The sequence below is a fragment of the Microbacterium wangchenii genome, assembly GCF_004564355.1.
In the GTDB taxonomy this organism is placed as follows: domain Bacteria; phylum Actinomycetota; class Actinomycetes; order Actinomycetales; family Microbacteriaceae; genus Microbacterium; species Microbacterium wangchenii.
This window is the reverse complement of the sequence record NZ_CP038266.1, coordinates 3,565,884-3,590,669: the sequence shown is the minus strand read 5'-3', so window position 1 is coordinate 3,590,669 and position 24,786 is coordinate 3,565,884. Positions and strand designations below refer to the sequence as shown.

At 69.8% G+C, this 24,786-nt stretch carries 24 protein-coding genes; 16 read left to right on the top strand and 8 right to left on the bottom strand.

The window, feature by feature from the left end; all coding sequences use genetic code 11:
* Window positions 1-17: 17 nt before the first annotated feature.
* The gene (gene purU, locus E4K62_RS17415) at window positions 18-893 is read right to left on the bottom strand and encodes a formyltetrahydrofolate deformylase (protein WP_135070003.1); all 876 of its coding nucleotides are present in this window, start codon (window positions 891-893) and stop codon (window positions 18-20) included.
* A gap of 13 nt (window positions 894-906) precedes the next feature.
* The gene (locus E4K62_RS17410; protein ID WP_135071573.1) at window positions 907-1,713 is read right to left on the bottom strand and encodes a methylenetetrahydrofolate reductase; all 807 of its coding nucleotides are present in this window, start codon (window positions 1,711-1,713) and stop codon (window positions 907-909) included.
* 205 nt (window positions 1,714-1,918) lie between these two features.
* Between E4K62_RS17410 and E4K62_RS17405 the strand changes: the two genes are divergently transcribed.
* From E4K62_RS17405 to E4K62_RS17335, 15 genes are all read left to right on the top strand, one after another.
* Window positions 1,919-2,692 (top strand): IclR family transcriptional regulator, encoded by a 774-nt coding sequence (locus tag E4K62_RS17405; protein ID WP_135070000.1) that lies wholly within the window; start codon window positions 1,919-1,921, stop codon window positions 2,690-2,692.
* Window positions 2,693-2,818: 126 nt separating this feature from the next.
* The gene (locus E4K62_RS17400; RefSeq protein WP_135069997.1) at window positions 2,819-3,889 is read left to right on the top strand and encodes an amidohydrolase family protein; all 1,071 of its coding nucleotides are present in this window, start codon (window positions 2,819-2,821) and stop codon (window positions 3,887-3,889) included.
* Window positions 3,886-4,908 carry an ABC transporter substrate-binding protein gene (locus E4K62_RS17395; RefSeq protein ID WP_167747836.1) on the top strand — a complete coding sequence of 341 codons (1,023 nt, stop codon included), beginning with the start codon at window positions 3,886-3,888 and terminating at the stop codon, window positions 4,906-4,908. Before E4K62_RS17400 ends, E4K62_RS17395 begins: the two co-directional genes overlap by 4 nt.
* A 32-nt stretch (window positions 4,909-4,940) precedes the next feature.
* Window positions 4,941-5,753, top strand: coding sequence for an ABC transporter permease (locus tag E4K62_RS17390; protein WP_167747835.1), 813 nt, complete (start codon window positions 4,941-4,943; stop codon window positions 5,751-5,753).
* A complete protein-coding gene (locus E4K62_RS17385) occupies window positions 5,750-6,580 on the top strand; it encodes an ABC transporter permease (RefSeq protein ID WP_135069988.1) in 831 nt (276 codons plus the stop codon). The genes E4K62_RS17390 and E4K62_RS17385 overlap by 4 nt, the downstream gene beginning before the upstream one ends.
* A 9-nt stretch (window positions 6,581-6,589) precedes the next feature.
* Window positions 6,590-7,402, top strand: coding sequence for an ABC transporter ATP-binding protein (locus E4K62_RS17380; protein WP_135069985.1), 813 nt, complete (start codon window positions 6,590-6,592; stop codon window positions 7,400-7,402).
* Window positions 7,403-7,436: 34 nt separating this feature from the next.
* Window positions 7,437-8,927, top strand: coding sequence for an aldehyde dehydrogenase family protein (locus tag E4K62_RS17375; protein ID WP_135069982.1), 1,491 nt, complete (start codon window positions 7,437-7,439; stop codon window positions 8,925-8,927).
* Complete coding sequence (locus tag E4K62_RS17370) at window positions 8,924-10,708, top strand: thiamine pyrophosphate-requiring protein (protein ID WP_167747834.1); 1,785 nt, start codon at window positions 8,924-8,926, stop codon at window positions 10,706-10,708. Before E4K62_RS17375 ends, E4K62_RS17370 begins: the two co-directional genes overlap by 4 nt.
* Window positions 10,705-11,757, top strand: a complete 1,053-nt coding sequence (locus tag E4K62_RS17365) for an amidohydrolase family protein (RefSeq protein WP_135069976.1) — start codon at window positions 10,705-10,707, stop codon at window positions 11,755-11,757. Before E4K62_RS17370 ends, E4K62_RS17365 begins: the two co-directional genes overlap by 4 nt.
* 218 nt (window positions 11,758-11,975) lie before the next feature.
* Complete coding sequence (locus E4K62_RS17360) at window positions 11,976-12,959, top strand: ABC transporter substrate-binding protein (RefSeq protein WP_135069973.1); 984 nt, start codon at window positions 11,976-11,978, stop codon at window positions 12,957-12,959.
* A gap of 73 nt (window positions 12,960-13,032) precedes the next feature.
* Window positions 13,033-13,896, top strand: coding sequence for an ABC transporter permease (locus E4K62_RS17355; protein WP_135069970.1), 864 nt, complete (start codon window positions 13,033-13,035; stop codon window positions 13,894-13,896).
* A complete protein-coding gene (locus E4K62_RS17350) occupies window positions 13,893-14,720 on the top strand; it encodes an ABC transporter permease (protein WP_135069967.1) in 828 nt (275 codons plus the stop codon). The genes E4K62_RS17355 and E4K62_RS17350 overlap by 4 nt, the downstream gene beginning before the upstream one ends.
* Entirely contained in the window at window positions 14,713-15,519 is an 807-nt protein-coding gene (locus E4K62_RS17345; protein ID WP_135069964.1) for an ABC transporter ATP-binding protein, read from the top strand. The genes E4K62_RS17350 and E4K62_RS17345 overlap by 8 nt, the downstream gene beginning before the upstream one ends.
* Window positions 15,516-16,367 carry a PaaX family transcriptional regulator gene (locus E4K62_RS17340; protein WP_240742749.1) on the top strand — a complete coding sequence of 284 codons (852 nt, stop codon included), beginning with the start codon at window positions 15,516-15,518 and terminating at the stop codon, window positions 16,365-16,367. The genes E4K62_RS17345 and E4K62_RS17340 overlap by 4 nt, the downstream gene beginning before the upstream one ends.
* A 246-nt stretch (window positions 16,368-16,613) precedes the next feature.
* Entirely contained in the window at window positions 16,614-17,873 is a 1,260-nt protein-coding gene (locus E4K62_RS17335; protein WP_205805820.1) for an alpha/beta hydrolase, read from the top strand.
* 33 nt (window positions 17,874-17,906) lie between these two features.
* Here the strand turns inward: E4K62_RS17335 and E4K62_RS17330 are convergent, their stop codons facing one another.
* The 5 genes from E4K62_RS17330 to E4K62_RS17315 are packed head-to-tail and all read right to left on the bottom strand — an operon-like array spanning window position 17,907 to window position 22,991.
* Complete coding sequence (locus E4K62_RS17330) at window positions 17,907-19,451, bottom strand: acyl-CoA synthetase (RefSeq protein WP_135069961.1); 1,545 nt, start codon at window positions 19,449-19,451, stop codon at window positions 17,907-17,909.
* A gap of 40 nt (window positions 19,452-19,491) precedes the next feature.
* Complete coding sequence (locus E4K62_RS17325) at window positions 19,492-19,944, bottom strand: MaoC family dehydratase (protein ID WP_135069958.1); 453 nt, start codon at window positions 19,942-19,944, stop codon at window positions 19,492-19,494.
* 15 nt (window positions 19,945-19,959) lie between these two features.
* Window positions 19,960-21,144 (bottom strand): acyl-CoA dehydrogenase family protein, encoded by a 1,185-nt coding sequence (locus E4K62_RS17320; protein ID WP_240742748.1) that lies wholly within the window; start codon window positions 21,142-21,144, stop codon window positions 19,960-19,962.
* A gap of 7 nt (window positions 21,145-21,151) precedes the next feature.
* Window positions 21,152-22,039: an amidohydrolase family protein gene (locus E4K62_RS18920; RefSeq protein ID WP_240742747.1), complete on the bottom strand. Its 888-nt coding sequence runs from the start codon at window positions 22,037-22,039 to the stop codon at window positions 21,152-21,154.
* Between the two features lie 22 nt (window positions 22,040-22,061).
* Window positions 22,062-22,991, bottom strand: coding sequence for an SDR family oxidoreductase (locus E4K62_RS17315; RefSeq protein ID WP_135069951.1), 930 nt, complete (start codon window positions 22,989-22,991; stop codon window positions 22,062-22,064).
* Window positions 22,992-23,082: 91 nt separating this feature from the next.
* Between E4K62_RS17315 and E4K62_RS17310 the strand changes: the two genes are divergently transcribed.
* The gene (locus E4K62_RS17310) at window positions 23,083-23,550 is read left to right on the top strand and encodes a MarR family winged helix-turn-helix transcriptional regulator (RefSeq protein WP_135069948.1); all 468 of its coding nucleotides are present in this window, start codon (window positions 23,083-23,085) and stop codon (window positions 23,548-23,550) included.
* A 6-nt stretch (window positions 23,551-23,556) separates the two neighbouring features.
* Here E4K62_RS17310 and E4K62_RS17305 read toward each other — a convergent pair whose 3' ends face one another.
* A complete protein-coding gene (locus tag E4K62_RS17305; RefSeq protein ID WP_135069945.1) occupies window positions 23,557-24,777 on the bottom strand; it encodes an MFS transporter in 1,221 nt (406 codons plus the stop codon).
* Window positions 24,778-24,786: the final 9 nt, after the last annotated feature.

The window sequence follows — 24,786 nt, the reverse complement described above, 5'->3', positions numbered from 1 at the left end:
GGTCGAGGCGCCCGGTGTCAGGCGAAGACGATGGTCTGGTTGCCGTGCCGGATGACCCGGTCCTCGGCGTGCCACTGGACGGCGCGGGACAACACGGCGCGCTCGACGTACGCGCCCCGGGCCTGCAGGTCCGTCGCGCTCATGGCGTGGGTGACGCGGGCGACGTCCTGCTCGATGATCGGACCCTCGTCGAGGTCCTTCGTCACGTAGTGCGATGTCGCGCCGATGAGCTTGACGCCGCGTTCCTTGGCCTTCTTGTAGGGGCCGGCGCCGATGAAGGCGGGCAGGAACGAGTGGTGGATGTTGATGACGGGCACCCCCACCTGGGTGAGGAAGTCGTCGGAGAGGATCTGCATGTACCGGGCCAGGACGACGAAGTCGACGTTTCCGGTCAGGAGCTTGACGATCTCCGCCTCGGCGGCCGACTTGTCCGGTCCCTGGGAGGGGATGTGGAAGAAGGGGATGCCGAACGACCGCACCGATTCTGCGGTGTTGGTGTGGTTGGAGATGACCATCGGGATGGTCACGTTCAGCTCGCCCCGGCGGTGCCGCCACAGCAGCTCGAGCAGGCAGTGGTCGCTCGTGGAGGCGAGGATCGCCATGCGCTTGGGCATCGACTGATCCGTGAGCTGCCACGTCATGCCCTGCGCGCCGAGGGTCTTGTCGAGGTCGGCCTCGATCTCGGGCATCGCGGCGGCCAGGTCGGGGCGGTGGAAGACCACGCGCTGGAAGAACGCTCCGCCCTCGGGGTTGTCGGAGTACTGGTCGAGCGTGACGATGTTCCCCTTGTTGCGGGTGATCAGCGACGTGACGGCCGCCACCAGCCCGGGCTGGTCGGGGCCGTGCACGATGAGGCACGCGTGATCGTGCAGGGAATGCGGGCGCAGAGGCATGGGTGCTGTCTCCTCAGGAGCGGGCGGCGGCGTAGTCCCGCGCCCACTTGGAGGTCGCGAGCAGTCCACCGAACGTGTAGAAGTGCAGTCTGACATTTCCGGAGGCCGGGTTCTGCGCGAGCAGCGCCGCGAGGTCGGTCACGAAGCGGTCAGGTCCCGCGGTGCCCATGAGGTTCGTCAGCGAGAAGCCGTACTTCTTCACGATCATCGCGTTGGCGCCCACGCCGAAGCGGCGGGCGAAGTTGATCAGCCGCTTCACGCCGGCAGGGCCGGGCGTGCCGATGCGGATCTCCGTGTCGATGCCGCGGTCGCGCACCGCCTGGATCCAGGCGGTCACCGGGTCGGTATCGAACGCGAACTGCGTCAGGATGACCGCATCCAGGCCCTGCTCCTTGAGCGCGGCGGACTTGTCCTCCAGATGGCGCCACAGCACGTCGGAGGGGATGTCGGGGTGTCCTTCGGGGTATCCCGCGATCGACACCTCCTTGACGCCGTACTGCTGCAGGACGCCGGAGCGGATGACGGAGAGCGAGTCGGGGTACGGGCCCTCGGGCTCGGCCGGGTCGCCGCCGACGGCGAAGACGTGATCGGTGGCGCCCACTTCCTGCAGGCGGCCTAGGAACTCCTCGAGCTGCCCCTGAGAGGACAGGCGCCGGGCGGAGATGTGCGGGACGGGGACGAAGCCCATGTCGGCGACGGCCTTGGCGGCCGAGACGCGCATGTCGAGGTCTTCGTTGCCGAGGAAGGTCACGTTGATCTTCGTGCCGGCCGGGATGGTGTCCCGTGCCTCTTCCAGGCCGGGGATGTCCTTGCCGGTCATCTCCAACGAGAATCCGTCGATGAGGCGCAGGGAGGCGGCGTTGTCCGCCGTGGGGGAAGCATGTGCCACTGTTCGAGGTCCTTTCCGCTCACAGGGGGAGCGCCGCAGTGCGTCTCCTTCCCTGAGGTTACCTATGGCGATAGGTAATGGCAAGAGGGATTTCAGACGACTCCGGCCGCCACGGGGCGAGCGGTAACTTCATGAGGTGGGTATCGACGAGGATGCGTCGGCACCGCGACACCCCGTGGGTGCTGTCGACCAGACGCTTCAGCTTCTGCTCCTCCTGCGGACGCACTCCGAACTGCGAGTGACCGACGTCGCCCGCGAGCTGGGCGTGTCGCCCTCCACCGCTCATCGCCATCTCTCCACGTTGGAGTACCGCGGATTCGTCACCCAGGACCGCATCACCCGCGCCTACCGTACGGGCCCTGCCCTCATCGAACTGGGCTTCGCCAGCACCCGCTCCATCGACCTGAGAAGCGTGAGCGAACCCCATCTGCGCGACCTCAGCATCGCGCTGGGTGAGACGGTGAACCTGATGGTGCTCCAGGAGTCCTCGGTGCGGTTCATCGCCGGCTTCGAAGCGGACCAGCGGACCCGCACCCACGTGCTGACGGGGACCCTGCTCCCGGCCTACGCCACATCCGGCGGCAAGGTGCTCCTGGCCGAACTCTCCAGGGAAGCACTGCGCGCCCTCTATCCCCGGGGGCTGCGACGCTTCACACCGCACACGAGGACGTTCACCCAGCTCCTCGATGAGCTGGCACTCGTGTCCATGCGCGGATATGCCGTCAACGACCAGGAGAGCGTCGAGGGGCTCCGGGCCATCGCCGTGCCGCTGCGCGATCGCGGGGGGACCACCATCGCAGCCGTGGCGATGTCGGCCCCCAGCGCTCGGCTGACGTCCCGCCGCACGCGCGAAGTGGTCGTGCACCTGCGGGGGTGCGCCGCGGGCATCCGCGCGCATCTCGCCCGGTGAGGGGCCAGGCGATTCCGCCATGCGGAATCCTTCGAGGCGCCGGCTTTACCGCAGCGCCCGCGGGTTGATTGGCTCGGGATCACTCGCGCCGCGACGAAGCGCGCCGAGTCGAAGGGACCAGATTCGATGAAGATCGATGCTTTCTGCCATCTCCTGCCGACCGCCTATGCGGAGCGACTGTTCGCGATCACCGACAGCGCCGTGGCACGCAACATCCAGAAGCGCGTGAGCGGCGTGCCCGCCCTCGTCGATCTGGACGAGCGCTTCCGCGTGATGGACGAGTTCGGACCGGACTACCGGCAGATCATCAACACCGCCGCGCCGCCGCTGGATGACCTGGGGCCCCGCGCGCGCACCGCCGAGCTGGCGCGCATCGCCAACGACGGGATGGCCGACCTCGTGGCCCGCCACCCGGACCGCTTCGAGGGGTTCTGTGCCGCCGTCGCTCTCGACGACGTCGACAACGCGATCGCCGAAGTGGATCGCGCGTTCGACGACCTGGGCGCGGTCGGGGTGCAGATCTACACGCACGTCAACGGCGGACCGATGGATCAGGAGCGGTTCTTCCCGTTCTACGAAGCCGTGGCACGCCGTGGCGACAAGATGATCCAGGTCCACCCCTGCCGCGACGCCAGCTGGGCGGACTACAAGACCGAGGAGCGGTCGAAGTTCGAGATCTGGTGGACGCTGGGGTGGGAGTACGACCTGTCGGCGTTCATGTCGCGGCTGGTCTTCTCCGGCGTCTTCGAGCGACTCCCCGACATCAAGATCCTCATCCACCACGGTGGCGCGATGATCCCGCACTTCGCCGGCAGGGTCGGTCCGGGCTGGGACCAGCTGGGGTCTCGGACCCCCGCCGATCAGGCGGAGGACATCACCGGCTATCCGCTCACCCAGCGGCCGATCGACTACTTCAAGAAGTTCTACGTCGACACGGCATACTTCGGCGCCGGCGACTCGATGCGCACGGCGATCAAGTTCTTCGGGGTGGACCACACCCTGTTCGGCTCCGACACCCCGTTCGACCCCGAGAAGGGCCCGGGCTACATCCGCGACACGATCGCGAACCTGAACGACATGGACATCCTTTCCGACGCCGACCGTGACCGCATCTACAGCGGCAACGTCACGGCGCTGCTCGGACTGGGACACGGCGCGGCGCCGAAGGCGCCCGTTGAATCGGAGGTTTCACTGTGAAGACATCCCTCACGCGCCGCCTCGGCGCCATCGCGGTCGCCGGAATCGTCGCGGCCTCGCTCGCGGCCTGCTCCGGCGGGGACGGCGGAGCAGACGCCGGGACCGGAGACGACGGAGGGGCCCCGGAGAAGGCATCCCTCACCGTCGCGATCAATCCGTCCACGCAGTTCGCCCCCCTGTACTACGGGCTGCAGGAGGGCATCTTCGAGGAGCACGGTCTGGAACTGGAGATCACCCCGCAGACCGACATCGCCGCCATCGTGTCGGGTCTCGCCAGCGGCACGTACGACGTCGGTTTCGCCACGGTGGTCCACGCCGTGACGGCCAATGCCAACGGGATCCCCATCCGCGCGATCACCTCCATCGAAGGACAGATCCAGGAAGACGACGAAGGCACGCTCACCATCGCGTCCGCGGAATCGGGTATCACCGACTTCGCCGGCCTGGAGGGCAAGCGCGTGGCCACCGTGGGTCTGTCCTCGCACAACACGCTCACGATGTGGGAGCTCGTCGACCGCGCGGGCGCGGACGCCGCGTCGATCGAACTGGTCCAGCTGCCCTTCGGCCAGATGGCCGCCGCGCTGGAGAGCGGGGACGTCGACGCCGCGATCATGCAGTGGCCCTTCGCTGCGGAGGCCCTGGCCGCCGGAGGCGTGGAGCTGGGCTACAACAACCGCGAACTGTTCGAGGGCACTGCCACGACGCTGTTCAACACGTCGCAGTCGTTCGTGGATCAGAACCCCAACACCGTCCGCGCCTTCGCCGACGCCATGGCCGAGTCCATCGAAGGGGCCAGTGCCGACCCGGAGACGGCGAAGGCCGCCCTCGTCGACGGCCTCGGGATCACCGAGGAGCAGGCCGCGGGAGCGCGATGGAACGTCGGCGGCGACCCGGCGCTCAACGTGGATGCGTTCGAGGTGGCCCGCGATCTGCTGGTGAAGTTCAGCACCGACGAATCCGCCAAGGCGGCCCTCGAGAAGCTCGACGTCTCCACGATCGTGTGGTCGGGCGCGCTGTAGGAACCGGCGAGCGGGCGAAGGGAGAAGATGGGATGCGCAGCGCCTCGCGATCCTGGCTGACGTGGACGCTGCCGATCGTCACCGTGGCGGTGCTCCTGCTGGCGTGGCAGGCCGTGACCGCCGGTGGTCTGGTGAGCCCCTCGCAGTTCCCGACGATGACCGACACCATGGCGGCGCTCGGGCGGGAAGTGGGCACCGGCCGGGTATGGCCGGCGATCGGCGCCACGCTTGCAGGGTGGGTCATCGGGATGGTGATCACGATCCTGCTGGGGCTGCTCATCGGTACGGCACTGGCTTTCAACGCCTTCGCGCAGCGCAGTGCGGCACCGGTCATCGAGATCTTCAAGGCGATCCCGGCGATCGCGATCCTTCCCCTCGTGATCCTGATCGCCGGCTCCACGCTCCCCATGAAGGTGTTCCTGGTGTGCTTCGCCGCGTTCTGGCCGTTCCTCATCCAGGTGATCTACGGCGTGCGCTCGATGGACCCGATCGTCCTGGACACCGCGCGGGCCCTGGGCGTGCGTGGTGCCCGCAGGTTCCTGATGGTGAGCGTGCCCAGCGCATCGCCGTATCTGGTGACCGGAATGCGCATCGCCTCCGCGCAGGCACTGATCCTGTGCGTCGTCGCGGAGATCGTCGGCGGGGCGGCGGGCATCGGTCGCAACATCCTGCTGGCGCAGAACACCGGAGTGGTGGCGTACCCGACCATGTACGCCTACATCCTGGTCGCGGGGATCCTCGGCATCGCCCTCACGGGGGCGTTCTTCCTCCTGGAGAAGCGGGTCATGCACTGGCACGAATCGCAGCGGAACATCCGCGAATCGAACAAGGTGGGCGCGGCATGAGCAGGATGACCACGAGCCTGGTGCCGACGGTACGGGTCCGCCGGGGGAGCAGCCCCCTGCGGCGAGTCGGCCAAGCGCTCACGCCGGTGTGGCTGCCACTGCTGCTCATCGCCGTGTGGTGGTTCGTGTCCGCCGAGTCGGTGTCGCCGTTCTTCCCGCCGCTCAGCGACATCCTCGTCGACACGTGGGATCAGTGGGTGGTGTTCGGAGCCTGGACCAATGCGGTCGTGAGCCTGCGCAACCTGTTCATCGGCTATCTGCTGGGGACGCTGATCGGTGTCGTCGGCGGTTCGCTGATGTGGCGACTGAAGTACCTGCGCATGGCGGCCAACCCGATCATCTACTTCCTGTACGTCCTCCCTGCCCCGGCGCTGCTTCCCGCGATGATCGCGATCTTCGGCATCGGCGACCTCCGTCAGATCGCCTTGATCGCGCTCGGATCCATCTGGCCGACGCTTCTGAACACCCTCGACGGCATGCGGGGTATCGACACGGTGAAGTTCGATACGGCCAGGGCGCTGCGGCTGGGGGGATGGCGCACGTACACCCGACTCGTCCTCCCCGGTGCGGCGCCGCAGATCGCGGCGGGGCTGCGAGCCAGTCTCACGGTGGGCATCGTCCTGATGGTGGTGAGCGAGATGGTCGCCGCCAACTCCGGGATCGGGGTCTTCATCCTGCAAGCACAGGCGGAGTTCGCGATCAAGAAGATGTGGACCGGCATCCTTGTCCTCGCCTTCATCGGGACCGCCCTCAACTACCTGTTCGTCTTCGTCGAGCGCCGCGCCCTCCGCTGGTACTACCGGTCACGCGCGCTCGGATCGTCGTAAGGAACCCACATGTCTGCATCCGCCGTTTCCACTCCCACCGCCACCGAGACCGTTCTCGCCGTCGATGGGGTCCGCAAGATCTACAACGAGGGCACCGCGCAGGCCAACATGGCCATCGACTCGGTCTCCTTCCATGTCGACAAGGGCGAGTTCGTCTGCATCGTCGGACCCAGCGGTGCCGGTAAGACGACGCTGCTGCGCTGCATCTCGGGGCTGGCTTCCCCCAGCGCGGGATCGGTCACGTTCGAAGGACGCCCGCTCACGCAGGTTCCGGAGCAGCTGGGCCTGGTGTTCCAGGACTACAGCCGTTCGCTGTACCCGTGGATGACGAACGGGGAGAACGTCGCGCTGCCCCTCTCGGCGCGCGGGCTGTCGCGGGCCGAGCGCGCCAGCCGCGTCACGGAGACCCTGCGCAGCGTGGGCCTGGGCCATGTGGAACGGAAGTACCCCTGGGAGCTGTCCGGTGGGATGCAGCAGCGCGTCGCGATCGCGCGCGCCCTCTCGTACCGGCCGGAGCTCCTCCTCATGGACGAACCGTTCGCCTCCGTGGACGCCCAGACGCGGTTCGATCTGGAGGATCTCATCCTCAAGGTGCGTGAGGACCTGGGCATCACCGTCGTCCTCGTCACGCACGACATCGACGAGGCGATCTACCTCAGCGACCGCATCATCGTCCTCTCCAAGAACCCGAGTGTCGTCCGCGAGGTGGTCGACGTCGGCCTGGGCACCGTGCGGAGCCAGGTGGAGACGCGGGCGAGCGAGCAGTTCCTGGCGCTGCGGCGGCACCTGTTGTCGCTGGTGATGCCCAAGGACGCGTCGTGAGAGCGCCGGCAGGCGAACAGCGGAAGGACGAGCGATGACCATGATCGATGAGAAGGCAGCGGGACCGGTGTTCGGTCACCTGATCGCCGGTGCGGAGCGGCAGGGGGACCGCACCTTCGAGGTGCACAATCCCAGCCGCACCTCGGAGGTGGTCGGGGTCGTCGCGGACGGGACCGCCGCGGATGCGCTGGCCGCGGTGGACAGCGCCGCCTCGACGGCCCAGGAGTGGGCGGCCACGCCGGTGGTGGAACGGGCGCAGAGGCTCCTGCGGATCGCCGACGCGATCGACGCGCACGCCGCCAGGCTCATCGACCTGGCCACCCGCGAGAACGGGAGTGTCGTCTCGACCATCCGCCGCGAGGTGGCCGCCGCTGCCGAGTCGTTCCGGCTGGTCGCGGCGTACCTGCCGACGGTCCTGGAACCGTCTGCGGTCGAGGGCGCAGCGCCCGGCGAGTTCGTGCGGGTCGAGCGGCGCCCCTACGGCGTCGTGGCCTGCATCGTGCCGTGGAACGCGCCCGTCCTCCTGACCGCGAACAAGCTGGCGCCCGCGATCGCCGCAGGCAACGCCGTGGTGCTCAAGCCCTCTCCGTTCGCGCCGCTCGCGGTGTCGCTCCTGGCCGGGCTGGCCGCCGCCGAGCTGCCGCCGGGTGTGGTCAACGTCGTCAACGGCGACGCCGAGGTCGTGCGCGCGCTCCTGGCGGATCGCCGCGTGCGGAAGGTCTCGTTCACCGGCGGCGGCGCCACTGCTCGCCACATCATGCGCCAGGCCTCCGAGTCGCTCCTCCCGGTGCATCTCGAGCTGGGCGGGAACGATCCCGCCGTCGTGCTGGAGGACGCCGACCTCGCCCATACGGCGGAGCGCATCGCGCTGTCGGCGTACCGGCGGGCCGGTCAGGTGTGCTTCGCCACGAAACGCGTGTACGTGCCGCGCAGCATCGCCGGGGAGTTCCGGGATCTGCTCGTCCAGGTCGTGGACCGCATGGTGGTCGGCGACGCCACGGACGAGCGGGCCGATATGGGGCCGGTGAACAACCCCGGCCAGTTCGAGCGCGTGCAGGCCCTCCTCGATCGCACGCGCGCGCAAGGTCGGGACGTCCGGGTGCTGGGATCCCCGCTCGATCCGGGCACATGGGCGGACGGGTACTTCCTCCTCCCCGCCCTCGTCCTCGACGCCCGGCACGACGACGAGGTGGTCCGCGAGGAGCAGTTCGGGCCGATCCTCCCCGTCATCGAATGCGACGACGAGGAGCAGGCCATCGCCCTGGCGAACGACACCGACTACGGGCTGTGCTCGTCGGTGTGGTCGCGCTCACCCGAGCGGGCGCTCGCTGTGGCGGACCGGCTCGAAGCCGGAGTGACGTTCGTCAACAGTGCGATGTTCTCCGCGACGGGCACGAGGGAGATCCCCATGGGTGGCTGGAAGCAGAGCGGCATCGGCTGGGAGGGATCACCCCACGGCATCGAGGAGTACCTGCAGTTCCACAGCGTCGACGTGCAGGCGCTGCCTGCCCGTGGTGCGGCGTGAGCGGTGCGGAGCGTTCGGCCGGGCAGCTGATCGTCGACGCGCTGCGCGAGGCGGGCGTCACGCATCTCTTCGCCAACTTCGGCAGCGACCACCCCGCGATCATCGAGGCTCTCGCGGCCGACCGTGAGTCGGGGATCGACTCCCCTGTGGTCATCCTGTGCCCGCACGAGTACACCGCGCTGAGTGCCGCCCACGGCTATGCGGCGGTGACGGGCAAGCCCCAGGCGGTTTTCGTGCACACCGATGTGGGGACCGCCAACCTCGGCGGCGCGGTCCACAACGCCGCGCGCTCGCGCGTGCCCGTGTTCGTCTTCGCGGGGCTCACGCCCTACACCCTCGAGGGCGAGCTGCCGGGGAGCCGGAATTCCTTCGTCAACCACCTCCAGGACGTCCCCGACCAGCACGGCATCGTGCGGCCCTACGTCAAGTGGAGCTACGACATCCGCACCGCCGTCAACGCCGCGCAGATCGTGCACCGCTCGCTGCAGATCGCCCGCAGCGCACCAGCCGGCCCGGTCTACGTGACCGCGGCACGGGAGGTGCTCGCCGAGCGCGTCTCGGAGCCGCGCCGGGAAGTGGCGGCGCAGTGGCGGCCCGTCGAACCGTCTCCGGCGCCGCCGGATGCGGTGGACGATCTGTTCGCGGCCCTTTCGGGGGCGGAGCGGCCCGTCATCATCACCACGTACCTGGGGCGCTCGCACGCCGCCGTGGGAGCCCTCGTCCGGGTGGCCGAGCGACTCGGGGTCGCCGTCGTCGAGCACAACGCCGAGGTCGTGAACTTCCCCCGCGACCATCCGCTGCATGCCGGTGACGACCCTCACCGCCTGATCGCCGACGCCGACGTCATCCTCGCGATCGACACGGACGTGCCATGGGTGGATGCCATCCGGGCGCCGGGCAAGGAGGCCTCGGTCTTCGTGGTGAACGAAGACCCCCTGCAAGAATCGCTTCCCCTCTGGTACGTGCGCGCCGGTCGCTTCATCCGCGCGGACGGTGCACTCGTCCTCGAGCAGCTCGAGGAGCGGTGCGCTCCCACGCGCGATGCCCGCGCCGCACACCGCGCCCAGGCGGCCGCCGAGGACGGTGTCGCCGTGCGACGAGCGTGGGCGGGCGAGGTGGAGGCGGACGTCCGAGCCGGTCGCCTCACGCCCGCCAGCGTGTCGGCCACGCTCTCCGGACTGCTCGACGACGACACGATCGTCGTCAACGAAGCGATCTCGGCTGCGCCCACCGTCTGGAAGCACCTTCCCCGCCGGCGGCCGGGGACCCTCTACGGCAATCGCGGCACGTCGCTGGGGTGGTCCGGCGGTGGAGCGCTGGGAGTCAAGCTCGCCGCACCGGAGCGCACGGTGGTGAGCATCGTCGGCGACGGGACCTTCTTCTTCAGCGTCCCCTCCTCCACCTACTGGATCGCCCACCGTTACGGGCTGCCCGTGCTCACCGTCGTCCTCGACAACGGCGGCTGGAACGCGACGAAACGCAACGTCGAGCGGATCCATCCCGACGGGGTCGCCGTCCGTTCCGATCGCTACTGGGTCAATCTCCAGCAGAGCGCGGATTTCGGCGGCATCGCCGCCGCCGCGGGGGAGGCATGGAGCGCGATCGTCTCCGACCTCGGCGCGCTGGAGGGCGCGCTCCGCGCCGGACTGGAGCAAGTGCGGGCAGGGACCTCGGCTGTCGTGACCGTACGGATGGACCCGATCTCCCGCCAACCCGACGAGCCCGTTCCCACCGAAGACCGCGCCCGGCGCATCCACTCGAACCCGGAAGGACACCGATGAGCATCCCCGACGAACCACGTCCCTACCTCCGCATCGCGACGGAGGAAGCCTGGGCGCCGCCAGAGATGTTCGACCTGTATCGCCGGCACCTGGCCGACGGGACCATCCGCGACATCGGCTTCCACAGCCTTGTGGGGTACTTCCTCGGCTCCTCGCACCCCCAGCCGCGAGCCGTCGTCGAGCGCCTGCAGGACGCGGCCGAGCGCCGGATCGCCGACATGGATGCGAGCGGGATCGACCACCAGGTGCTAGCGCTCACCGCGCCCGGCACGCAGGTTCTGGACGCCGAGGAGGGCATCGGAGTCGCACGGCTGGCGAACGACCGGCTCTCGGCGATCTGCCGGGCGAACCCGACTCGATTCTCCGCGCTGGCCGCGGTGTCGTACGAAGACGTCGACGCTGCCGTGACCGAGGTGCGCAGGGCCGTGACGGAGCTGGGCCTGAAGGGACTGATCCTGAACGATCACATCCGCGGCTCGCACATCGACGACCCGCGGTTCGCTCCCCTCCTCGCCGAGCTCGAGGCACTCGATGTGCCGCTGTACCTGCACCCGAACACGCCGCCGGACAGCATGATCCAGCCCTATCGCGAGGCGGGGCTGGATGGCGCGGTCTACGGCTTCGGCGCGAGCGCGGGCCTGCACCTGCTGAGGATCATCACGTCGGGCGTCCTCGACCGTCACCCGAATCTGCGACTGGTGGTGGGGCATCTCGGTGAGGGGCTGCCCTTCTGGCTCCACCGCATCGACCACATGCACGCGAAGCAGGTCGCGTCCGGGCGCTACGAGCAGATTCAGCCGCTGCGCCAGCGGCCGTCGGAGTACTTCTCCAGCAACATCTGGCTCACGACCTCGGGCATGCCCTGGGCTCCGGCGATCATGTTCACGCGAGATGTGGTGGGGGCCGACCGTGTCATGTACGCGATGGACTATCCCTACCAGTTCGACGCCGCGGAGGTCGCGGCGCAGGACGCCCTTCCGATCAGCGACGAGGAGAAGGCGGCCTTCTTCGAACTGATCGCGAGGCGCGTGTTCGCGCTGGATTTCTGAGTCCGCGCCCCCGCGCGGAAGGAGCCGATCCGGAGGGATCTTATTCAATTGTTTCGTGACGCCCGTCACGAAACCCTTGACAATGGCCAGGCGGGGCAACAGGATCACAGGTGTCGACACGCGGTCGTGCCGATCCCGGACAGGGGAACGGGGCTCGGGCCCGCGTCGACGCCTACCCGTCCATGAGCTCGCGCTCACTGTTGTGAAGAGGTCTGTCAATGAAGAAGGCTCTTGCTGCCGCCGCACTGAGTGCGGCCGCCGTTCTCGTCCTGAGCGGATGCACCGACTCCGCCGCGCCCGCAGGTTCCGCCGACCCGAGCGAGGGCTCTTCGGGAGAACTGACCCCGGTGCGCGTCGCAGCCCTGCCCATCGCGGAGACCGGCGCCCTGTGGGCGGCGATCGACGAGGGGATCTTCGAGGAGCACGGCCTCGACATCGAGGTCGTCCCCGCGCAGGGTGGCGCCAACGCGATCCCTGCCCTCCTCAGCGGTGACATCCAGTTCGCGATCGGTCAGCCGTTCGGTCCGATCCGCGCCGACCTGCAGGATCTCGGCGTCGTCGTCGTCGGCGACTACGCCAACAGCCTGGACGACGGCACCGACGTCAACGCCGTCGTCGCCTCCGCCGACGCCGGCATCACGCGCCCGGCCGACCTCGCCGGCAAGAAGGTCTCGGTCAACACCATCGGCGCCGCCGGTGACCTGACCATCCGGAAGGCCGTGGAGGACGACGGCGGCGACCCCTCGACGATCGAGTTCGTCGAGGTCGCCTTCCCCGACGTCCCCGCGCAGCTGGAGGCGGGCACGATGGATGCCGCGTGGGTCCCCGACCCGTTCCGCGGCATGATCCTCGGCGAGGGCGGGGTGTCGGTCGTCCAGCCCTACCAGGTGACGATCCCGGGCCTGACCGTGCTCACCAACATCACCACGCAGGACATGCTCGACAACGATGCCGAGCTCGTGGAGTCCTACTCCGCCGCCATGGAAGAGGCGCTGGCCTGGGCCAACGACAACGAGGAGGCGGTGCGGGAGGCCATCGCGACCAACCTCGAGATCCCGGCGGAGGCAGCGGCCGGCATCACGCTGCCCGTGTTCACGTGGGAGCTGACGCTCGAGGACATCCAGACGCTCGGCGAGATGGCCGTGACCTTCGGATACATCGACGCGGAGCCCGACTACGACCGGCTGATCCAGCAGCAGTAAGCAGCGAGGGCGGGATGCCGCGCCATCCCGCCCCGCCCCTCCTCTGTCTGTCCGTCTCCATCGAAGGGTCTCCATGGATCTGGTCGACTCCCCGACCGCCGACGGTCTGCCGGCCGCGGTGACGCACCCCGCGCCGCGCCGCGCACCCGAGCGCAAGCGACGACGCGGAATGCGCAAGCTCGTGCTCGGCGTCGCCGGCATCGTCGGCTTCCTGCTGACGTGGCAGCTGCTGCCCACGATCGGCATCGTCAACCCCGCCTACTTCCCCACCGCGAGCGACACGATCGCTCAGCTTTTCGTCCTCCTCCAGGACCTGGAGTTCTGGCGCAACGTCGGGCGCACCCTCACCGCGTGGGGGCTGGGCCTCTTGATCGCCACCGTGCTCGCGGTCGTCCTCGGCACCGTCATCGGCCTCGTGCCGTTCCTGCGCCGGGCCACGCACACGACCGTGGAGTTCCTGCGCCCCATCCCGTCGGTCGCGCTCATCCCGCTTGCGATCCTGGTGTTCGGCTATCAGCTCCAGTCGGCCCTGCTCATCATCGTGTTCGCCAGTTTCTGGCAGGTCTTCATCCAGGTGCTCTACGGCGTCGCCGATGTCGACACGGTCGCCCGCGACACCGCCCGCAGCTTCGGGCTCACGCGTGGCTCGCGCATCGTCAACCTCGTCTTCCCCACCGCCCTGCCGTACCTCATGACGGGCCTGCGCCTGGCGGCGACGGTCGCGCTGATCCTGGCCATCACGGCCGAGATGTTCATCTCCAACCCGGGGATCGGCCGGGCGCTCATGATGGCGCGCGAGGCCAACCAGTGGACGACGGTCTACGCGCTGGTGATCGTCACGGGACTCCTCGGGCTCGTCATCAATCTCATCTTCCGGGTCATCGAGCGGCGTTCGCTGTCGTGGCATCAGTCCGTCCGAGGGGAGGAGGTCCTGTGAGCGCCCTCTACACGAGCACCGTCGTCACCCCGCGGCGCCGGTCGCGCACGTGGGCCAGGCTCGGGCAGAACACCGCCTTCGCCCTCGGCCTTCCGCTCCTCCTGCTGGTGATCTGGGGACTGTGGTCGACCGTGTCGTCGGCACGGTTCTTCCCGGGTCCGCTCGTGATCCTGGACGCCTTCATCAGCACGTGGATCGGGCCCGCCTTCTTCGTCGACGTCCTGCCCAGCCTCGGCCGGCTCGCGATCGGCATCGTGCTGGCGGTGGCCATCGGGATCGCCGCCGGCACCGTGATCGGGCTCGTCCCGTGGCTGCGCGAACTCCTCGAGCCGGTCTTCGAGTTCTTCCGCGCGGTCCCTCCGCCCGTCCTCATCCCGATCGTCGCCGTGCTCGTGGGCGCCAACGACCTCATGAAAGTCGTGGTCATCGTGACCGGGGCGCTGTGGCCGGTGCTGCTGAACACGATCGAAGGCGTGCGGTCGACCGATTCGGTCATGACCGAGACGGCACGCTCGTTCGCCCTCACGAGGGGGGAGCGGCTGCGTTACCTCGTGCTGCCGGCCGCGAGCCCGCGCATCATGGCCGGCGTGCGGCAGTGCCTGTCGATCGCCCTGATCCTCATGGTGATCTCGGAGATGTTCTTCTCGTCATCCGGTCTGGGATTCCAGATCGTCTACTTCCAGCGCAACTACCTCATCGCCGAGATGTGGGGCGGCATCGTGCTGCTCGGGCTCATCGGCGTGCTGCTCGCGGTGATCTTCGGGTTGGCCGAGCGCCGGGTGCTGCGCTGGTACCACGGAATCAAGGAGGTCGAGCATGCCTGAGACGCTGCTCAAGGTCGAGCACCTGAACAAGGTCTACGAAGCGTCCACGGGCGATGTCGAGGCGATCGGCGACATCAGCTTCACGATGAACGCCGGCGAGCTCGTGTGCATCGTGGGGCCCTCCGGATGCGGCAAGACGACGCTGCTCAAGTGCGTCGCCGGGCTCCTGCGGCCCACCGCGGGACTGGTCGAGCTGGACGGCAAGAAGGTCACCGGTCCGCCGCCGAACATGGCGCTGGTGTTCCAGGAGTACGGCCGCAGCCTCTACCCGTGGCTGACCGTACGCGGCAACGTCGAGCTCCCGCTCAAGCACAAGAAGCTGAGCCGCGCCGAACGCGACGGCCTGATCGACGACGCGCTGCAGGCGGTCGGGCTGGACCACGCCGCCAAGAGCTACCCGTGGCAGCTGTCGGGGGGCATGCAGCAGCGCGTCGCGATCGCCCGCGCCGTGGCGTACCAGCCCGAGGTGCTCATCATGGACGAGCCGTTCGCCGCCGTCGATGCGCAGACCCGCGCCGACCTGGAGGATCTCGTGCGCGCCCTGCACCGCGACCGCGGAATGTCGATCCTGTTCGTCACGCACGACATCGACGAGTCGGTGTACCTGGGCGAGCGGGTCATCGTCCTGTCGAAATCGCCCACGTGGGTGCAGGAGGACCTCGCGATCGACCTCGCCCCCGAGCGCGACCAGATCACCACGCGTGCGCTGCCTCGCTTCACCGAGCTCCGCACGCACGTGTACGAGCAGATCCAGCGCGCCAAGCGCGGTGAGGCCATCCGCCCGGGGATGCCGGCGTGACCACCACGGCGGCCGCGACCGCATCCGCGGCCGCGGCTGCCGGAGGGGCCGTCATGGTCCGCAAGCCGCGGCAGCTGCTGCTGGCCTTCTTCGGCGAGTACGTGTGCGATCGGTATTTCCAGCCGCTGCGCACGAGCGTGCTGCTCACGGTTCTCGAGGGCGCCGGAGTGGCCGCGTCGGCGGTGCGGACCAACCTCGACCGGATGGTGCACAGCGGACTGCTGGAGCGGCGTCGGCTCGGCCGCGAGATCGCGTTCGAGCTGACGCCGCACGGCATCGAGGTGCTGCGGGAGGCCTCGCGCCGCGTCAACGGCCCCGCCCCGTTCGAGCCGAAGGGCGCCGGATGGACGCTCGTGACCTTCAGCGTCCCCGAGCACATGCGCACGCTCCGCCACCGCCTGCGCGCGGCTCTGACCTGGTCGGGCTTCGCCCTCGTGCGGGATGGACTCTGGATCGCCCCGGGCGAGGTGGATCTCGCCGCCGCGCTGGACGCGATCATCCCCGACCTCCCGCCGGGCTCGGTGAATGCGTTCGCCGCCAGCGAGCTGGCCGGGTTCCCGATGGACGAGGCCGTGCGCGCCGCGTGGGACGTCGAAGGGATCCGCCGGGCGCACGAGGAGTTCGCCGCCCGCTGGGAGAGCCACGGCGAGGCGGAGGAGCCGTATCCCCTCTCCGCGCGGGTGCTCCTGGTGGCCGACTGGCTCGCGCTGCTGCGCGCCGACCCGCGCCTCCCGCGTCAGTACATGGATTCCGACTGGCCCTCCGACCGGTCGTTCGAGCTCTTCCAGCGGCGTCACCGCGAGTTCGCCTTCCCCGCCGTGCGCGAGTTCGCGAACCTCGTCGGCTGACGCGCGCTTCCGCGACGCCTCGTCGCCGTTGACGCGCCGTGCATGGGACGATACGGTCGCGGAAAGAATCTCAATCAGGCTGAGATTCCGTCGCGATGGTGCGACCCGCGACGACGTCGTCGAAGGAGCGGTGATGACCATTCCCCCCAGGTCCAGACGTGCCGGTGCGACCCTCCTGGCTGCCGCGCTGGCGGTGCCCGCGGCGATCGCGGGCGCGACACCGCCGCCGCCGCCGAAGCACCCAGGGTGATCGCCGGCGTGCTGGCGGATTCCACCCCCTACCGATTCCTCGTCCCCGCCGACTGGAACGGAACCGTCTTCGTCGACCTCGACTTCGCCTCTCAAGCCAGACCCGGCGCCGACGTCGAGCATCTCCTCGACGACGGCGCGGCGTACGGCGGCACGACGCGCTCGGTGACGGGGTGGAACATCCCCGGGGCCATCGACAACCAGGTCGAGGCGCTCGACGCCTTCGCCGACGCGGTCGGCGAGCCCTCGCGCAGGATCGCGATGGGATCCTCCATGGGTGGCGCCGTCGCGGCGGGAGTCGCCCAGTGGCATCCGGACGAGATCGACGGGGTGGTGTCCCTGTGCGGGGGGCTGTCGGGGTCGGTGTCGCAGTGGAACCAGAAGCTCGACACCGTCTTCGTGCTGTCCGAGCTGCTCGATCCGGCCGGGACCCTCCCGGTCATCGGGATCCCCGCCGACGTCGCCGGGGCCGTGGCGGCGTGGCAGACCCGCCTCGCCGCCGCGCAGTCCACACCGGACGGGCGCGCGCGCATCGCCCTGGCCGCCGCGATCGGGCAGCTGCCGGCCTACTCGCAGTCGGCTCCGCGCCCCGCGCCCGGCGACCGCGACGGCGTCCAGGCCGGATGGTACGGCGCGCTCACGGGCGACGGTCTGCCGTACATCGGGCAGGCCATGAGCAGCCGCCGGACGCTCGAGACGCTCATCGGCGGGAACCCCTCGTGGAACACCGGCGTCGACTACGCCGTGCAGTTCCAGGCGCTCTCCCCGCAGGTCAAGCGCGTCGTCGAGCGGCTGTATCGCGAGGCGGGTCTGTCCCTCCGGGCCGACCTGTCCACGGTCGACGGCGCCGAGCGGATCGCGGCGGATCCGGCCGCGGTGCAGCGGTTCGAGCGCGGCACCGAGTTCGACGGCCGCATCTCCGTCCCCGTCGTCACGATGAGCAACATCGGCGACCAGATATCCACCGTCGCGCAGATGTCGGAGTACGAGGCGGAGGCCCGCCGCGCCGGCGACGCCGACCTGCTGCGGCAGACCTACGTCGACTCCGCCGGCCACTGCGCCTTCACGGCGGCGGAGCGGGTCGCCGCCGCCGAGCTGCTGCTGCACCGCCTCGACACCGGGAAGTGGGGCAACCGCGACAAGCCGGGCCGCATGAACGCGCACGCGTCCCGCCTGGGGCTGGGGGAGAGCCGGTTCCTCCCGTTCCAGCCCGAGCCGTTCAACCGGCCGTACACCCTGCAGGCGTCTCCCGGCTAGCCCGGCCCGGCCCCTGACGGCGGAGAGCCGCCGTCAGGGGCGCGGAGCGTCGGCTGCGCGCGGGGCGTACCGGGCGCGCAGATCGCCCTTGCGCACCTTGCCGGATGCGGTGCGGGGAAGCTCGTCGACGACGATCGTGTTCTTGGGGATCTTGTACCGGGCGATCTTGCCGTCCAGGTGCGCACGGACCGTCTCGGTGTCGACGGATGCGCCGTCCCGGACCGTCACCACCGCCCACGGCACCTCGCCCCACCGCTCGTCCGGAACCCCGATGACGGCGACGCCGGTGACATGCTCGATGTCGCTGACGAGGTTCTCCACCTCGGCGGGATAGATGTTCTCGCCGCCGGAGATGATCATGTCCTTGAGGCGATCGGCGATGAAGAGGTAGCCCTCGCCGTCGAGATACCCCAGGTCGCCGGAGCGGAACCAGCCGTCCGCCGTGAAGGCGTCCGCGCTGGCCTCGGGCAGCCCGTGGTAGCCGAGGAACACGTTCGGCCCCGAGATCTCGATCTCGCCCACGGTGCCCCTGGGCACCATCGCACCGTGTTCATCCGCGATCCGCACGTCGGTGAAGAAGTGCGGCACGCCCACACTTCCCTGCTTCGCACGCGTCATGTGCGGCGCCAGCGACGTGGCACCCGGTGAGGTCTCGGTCATGCCGTAGCCCTGCGAGAACGACAGGCCGCGTTCCTCGTACGCGTTGAGGATGCGGGTGGGAACGGCCGAACCGCCGCACGTGAGCTTCGCGAGGGTCGAGAGGTCGGTGGCCGCCCACTCCGGATGGTCGGCCATCAGCTGATAGGTGGTGGGGACGCCGCTGAGCATCGTGACGCCATGACGCTGGATCTGCGCGAGGGCCCGGCCCGGCTCGAACCCCTTCTCCAGAACGATCGTCGCGCCCTTGAGGATCACCGGCAGTGCCCCCATCCCCAGCGACGCCACGTGGAACAGCGGAGAGATCAGCAGGGCGACGTCGGCGGAGACCACGTCGTAGTCCACGATGCAGTTCATCGACACCCACGTGAGGTTGCCGTGACTGAGGATGGCGCCCTTGGGGCGTCCGGTGGTCCCCGAGGTGTAGATGATGGCGGCCGGATCGTCCAGCTCGACGTCGGCGTCGGCATGTCCGCCCGGCGCCGAACGCAGCGCGGGTGCCAGGCCGGCGGCATCCGCGGACCCCTCCCCGGTGACCAGCACGTGGGCGATGCGCCCGGCCGCCACCCCGGGCGCGACGCGCTCGGTGAACTCGGGGTCGTGGATCAGCGCCACGGCGCCCGAGTCGGTCAGCACATGCGTCACCTCGGGGGGCGCGAGCCGCGTGTTGACGGGCACGAACACGGCGCCCAGCTGCACGGTGCCGAAGAGCACCTGGAGGAACTCGGGGCTGTTCTCGCCGAGGTAGGCCACCCGGTCGCCCTTGCCGACGCCGCGCTGGCGCAGCACCGCCGACACGCGGTCGGCGGCGTCGGCCAGCTGGCTGTACGTCGTCTCGCGCCCGTCGAAGACGAGCGCCGTCTTCTCCGGCGACTTCAGTCGCCGCTTGGCCATCCAGGAGCCGAGGCCGTGGTTGTGCATGGAACTCTCCGTCGAGTTGCGCCCCGAGGGGCGGCGTGGATCAGGCGTAGAAGCGGTACAGGCCCCGCGCGACGATGGCGGGCTTGGAGCCGCCCTCGATCTCGATGGTCTGATCGACGGCGAACTGGTAGCCGCCGGCCACTTCGGTCACCTCGGCGATGACGGCGTTCATGCGCACGCGCGCTCCGACCTTCACGGGGGAGACGAAGCGCACCTTGTCCAGGCCGTAGTTGACCTTCGTGGTGACGCCCTCCAGGTCGAACAGCTCCGACCAGAACTTCACCGTGAGCGAGAGCGACAGGAATCCGTGCGCGATGGGAGCGCCGAAGGGCCCGGATGCGGCGCGGTCGGGGTCGACGTGGATCCACTGGTGGTCGTCGGTGGCGTCGGCGAAGAGGTTGACGCGGTCCTGCGTGACCTCGAGCCACTCCGACCAGCCGAGGTCGGTGCCTGCGAGGGCAGGGGCGTCGGCGTATGCGGCGATGGTGGTCATGGTGGTGCCTTTCGATCAGAGGAATGCGGACACGCCGGTGAGGGCGCGGCCGACGATGAGGGAGTTGATCTCGTGCGTGCCTTCGTAGGAGTAGACGGCTTCGGCGTCGGCGAAGAAGCGCGCCACGTCGTGCTCGAGGAGGATGCCGTTGCCGCCGACGACTTCGCGGGCCAGGGCGACGGTCTCCCGGGCCAGTCGCGCGGTCTGCATCTTGGCGAGCGCGGAGTTCTCGTCCACGTACTCGCCGGCGTCCTGGCGGGCGGAGAGCTGGACGACGATGCCCAGCGACGACGTCAGGTTCGCCAGCATCCGCGCGAGCTTCTCCTGCACGAGCTGGAACCCGCCGACGGGGCGGCCGAACTGCTCGCGCTCGCGCACGTAGCGGACGGCTGCGTCCAGCGCGCCCGCCTGCAGGCCCGCCGCGATCCACGCCACGTCCGACCGCATGACGCGCAGGATGCGGGCCACGTCGGGCCATCCGTTCACCTGCAGCAAGCGGGCCGACGCCGGCGCCCGGACGCCGTCGAGGGTGACGACGGCGTTCTGCATGGGCCGAAGGGACACCTTGCCCGTCATGGTGCGCAGGTGCACCCCGTCGGCGGTGCGCGGGACGAGGAAGGCCTTGATCCGTGCGTCCGCGGTGTCGCGGGCGAACACCGTGATCACGTCGGCCTTGTCCGCGCCGCCGATCCAGCGCTTCTGGCCGTCGAGAATCCAGTCGTCGCCGTCGGCGCGCGCCGTGGTGGCGAGCCCGCCGGCGATATCGGAGCCGTGCCCCGGCTCGGTCAGGGCGAAGACGCCGGCGAGGTCGAACGAGCGGATGCGGGGGTCGAGCTCGGCCGCCTGGTCGGCGGACCCGCCGTGCCGGATGGCGGCGCGGAACAGTCCCGACTGGGCGTTGTAGAGCGTCGCGACGGACACGTCGGTGCGGGCCAGGACGTAGTTGCGGAACCCCGAGAACATGCTCGATTCCGCCTCGGCGGCGTCCACGCCCCGCGGCTGCATGAGGTCGAGGGGGACGAGGGCCTCGAGGATCGCCGGCGGCATGGTCGCCGACTCCCACGCGTCGGTCAGGAGCGGCCGGACGGTGTCGTCGAGCACGCGCTGCAGGCCGCGCAGTGCGTCCTGCGCCGGCGCGCTCAGATGCGTCGGCGCGAACCCGAGCGGGTCGATGCCGAACGTCGCGTCGCTGACCAGCACGGGAACGTCAGCCCCCCAGTCCGAACAGCCGTGCGGCGTTGTCCTTGAGGATCCCCGGCATGACTTCGGGCTTGAGGCTGGTCTGCTCGACGTCGCGCAGCCACCGGTCGGGGGTGAGCAGCGGGAAGTCGGAGCCGAACAGCACGCGGCGCTTGAGGTAGGAGTTGGCCGCGCGCACGAGCTGCTCGGGGAAGTACTTCGGGCTCCAGCCCGACAGGTCGATCCACGTGTTGTGCTTGTGCGTGGCCACCGAGAGCGCCTCGTCCTGCCACGGCACGGAGGGGTGGGCCATGATGATCTGCAGGTCGCCGAACTCCGCGGCCACCGCATCCAGCAGGATGGGGTTCGACAGCGCCAGGCGGAAGCCCCTGCCTCCGGGCATGCCGGCGCCGATCCCCGTCTGGCCGGTGTGGAACAGGGCCACGACACCGGCGTCCTGCAGCGTCTCGTACAGCGGGAACCACTGCGGATCGCTCGGGTCGAACCCCTGCACGGTGGGGTGGAACTTGAAGCCCCGCACGCCGTGGTCCTCGATGAGGCGGCGGGCCTGCTCCACCGCCGCCGGTCCCTTGCGCGGGTCCACCGAGCCGAAGGGGATCAGCACGTCGTTGTTGCGCGCGGCGCCGTCGGCGATCTCGGCGCTGGACAGCGGCGCGTGGCCGAGGTTGCTCTCGGAATCGACCGTGAACACCACGGCCGCCATCTTCCGCTCGCGGTAGTAGGCGGCCACGCCATCGAGGTCGGGGGCGCCGCCGTCGGTGCTGAAGTACTTCGCGGCGGCTTCGGCGAGGTCGGGCGGCAGCGAGGCGTGCCCGTGCCCATCGACTTCGATGTGGACGTGGACGTCGATCGCGGTGATCGCGTCGAGGTCGATCGCGGATTCGTAGCGGGTCATCGTCGGCCCTGGGCGCGCGGGGTCAGGCGCCCGGCGCCGGACGCTGCAGGTCGTCGGGCAGCGGCGGGAACTTCTCGCCGACCGACTGCAGGGGTCCCACCGCGTCGGCGAAGCCGTCCTGCAGCGCCTGGTACGACCAGCCGCCGTCGTGGTAGGCCGTGGCCACCGGCTCGGGGTGCGACCACAGCTGGAGGCGGTCGCCGCCCACGCCGATGGCCTGGCCGGTGACGCCGGCGGCCTCATCGGACGCGAGGTAGGCGATGAGGCCGGCGACGTCGTCGCTCGTGCCGAAACCGAGGTCGTGGCGGAAGAACGCCGGCATCGGCTCGCCCTTCTCGTCCGCCTCGACGGCGGCGGCGAAGTACGGCACGGTGGCCGTCATGGCCGTGGCGGCGACGGGGATGACGGCGTTGACGGTGATGCCCGCCTTCTTCAGCTCGAGGCTCCACGTGCGCACCATGCCGACGATGCCGGCCTTGGCTGCGGCGTAGTTGGTCTGCCCGAAGTTGCCGCGCTGCCCGGTGGGGGAGCCGATCGTGATGATGCGCCCCGGGATCTCGTTGGCGCGCATGTAGGACGCCGCCTCGCGCACGGTCGTGAACGTCCCGCGCAGGTGCACGTTGATGACGGTGTCGAAGTCGTCGTCGCTCATCTTCCACAGCACGGTGTCGCGCAGGACCCCGGCGTTGGTGACGAGGATGTCCAGCCGGCCGTACGTGTCCACGGCGGTCTGCACGAGCTGCTTCGCCGTCTCGGTCGGCCCGACGGGCGCGACGACGGCGACGGCCTTGCCCCCGGCGGATTCGATCGATGCGACGGCGTCGGCCGCGGTGGCGGCGTCGACGTCGTTGATGACCACGGCGGCACCCTGGCGTGCCAGTTCCTGCGCGTATGCGAGCCCCAGTCCCCGGCCCGAACCGGTGACGATGGCGACCTTGCCTTCGAGCGACATGAATGACTCCTTCGTTCAGACTCATCCAACTGCACACCGTTGAAGATGTCAATCATTCGCGTTGTCCATCAAGTCGGCTAACATCGATGCCATGTCGAAGCCCGCGGACACGGCCGCTTCGAGGGCCGGTCTGGGCGACTCGGTGCTCACCGACGATCTGAGCTTCCTGCTCGCGCGGGCCAACGCGCTCTCGCTCGCCGCCGGCAACGCCGCTCTGGCCGAGCACGGCCTGCGGGCGCGCTCGTACTCCGTGCTCGCGCTGTCGGCCACCGACGCGCGGCCGTCGCAGCGTGAGCTGGCGGAGTTCCTCCGGCTCGACCCCAGCCAGGTCGTCGCGCTCGTGGACGATCTGCAGTCGCGCGGGCTCGTCGAGCGTCAGCCCGACCCCACCGACCGGCGCGCGAACGTCGTGGTGGCCACGGATGAGGGACGCGCGCTGTTCGCCGTGGCCGCCGAGGCCGCGCGGCGCTCGGAGGCCGGCGTGCACGCCGACCTCAGCGCAGACGAGCGGGACCAGCTCATCCTGCTGCTGCGCCGCCTGGCCTTCCCCGCCGACTGAACGCGCTCACGGGCGCGGCTCGAGGACGAAGCGGTCGCGACCGGCGAACACCCCCACGACGCACTGGGCGAGCATCGCGGCGAGCACCAGCGACAGTGAGGTGAACCATCCGCCGAACGCCGCGTGCAGGGCGCCGAAGGCGACCGGTCCGGCGGCGGCGACGAGGTAGCCCACCGACTGCGCCATGCCCGACAGGACGGTCGCGGTGTCGTGGTCGCGTGCGCGGTGGGCCACGAGGGTCAGCGCCATCCCGAGTGAGGCCCCGCCGAACAGGCCCAGCAGCACGCACCACACGAGGATGGCGCCCGGGGCGAGCATGAGCCCGGCGGTGCCCGTGACCCCCAGGACGGGGATCAGCGCAGGGACGAACCGCTCCGCCGCGCCCCGCAGCACGAGGGGGATGACGAGGGAGCCGGCGATGGAGCACAGCTGGTAGATCATGACGTCGAACCCGGCGACGACCGGACTGCGCCCCGTCGACACGGAGATCGTCGCGAGCCACGTCACGAGCATGTAGAAGGTGGACGACTGCAGCCCCATGTAGCCGGCCACGAGCCATGCCGTGCCGTCGGACCAGATGCCCGTCCGCCGCCGGCGCGCCGCTCCGCGCGGGGGGCGCGGCGGGTGCGTGCCGCGTGTGGCCCACGCCCAGGCCGCGATCGCGAAGGGCAGGAGCCCGCCGCCGGTGATCACGAGCGCGACGCGCCAGCCCGCGTCGTCGCCGACGGCTTGCGCGATCGGCACCGCGACGCCGGAGGCGACAGCGCCGACGGCTCCGAGCAGCGCGGTGTAGACCGCCATCATGAGGGCGGTGCGCCCGGGGAAGTCGCGTTTGACGGCGGCCGGCATGAGCACGTTGGTCAGGGCGAGGGCGGCACCGATGATCGCCGTCCCCAGCCACAGCGCGGCGGGCATGCCGGGAAGGGAGCGCACGATCGTGCCGACGGTCAGCAGCACGAGCGCCCACGTCACGACCCGCGACAGCCCGAATCGGCGGCTCAGGTCGTGAGCGAGCGGGGACACGACCGCCCACGCGATGAGCGGGATGGAGGTGATGAGCCCGAGGGTCGCGATCGACATGCCGGTGTCGTCGCCGATGCGGTCCAGGAGCGGACCCACCGCCGTCACGGTCGGCCGCATGTTCGCCGCGACCAGGCACACGGCGACGATGAGGGCGATGCCGGATGCGGCGGGAGGCAGCCGCGTCGCGTTCGTGTCCTCGCCCATCCTCAGGGA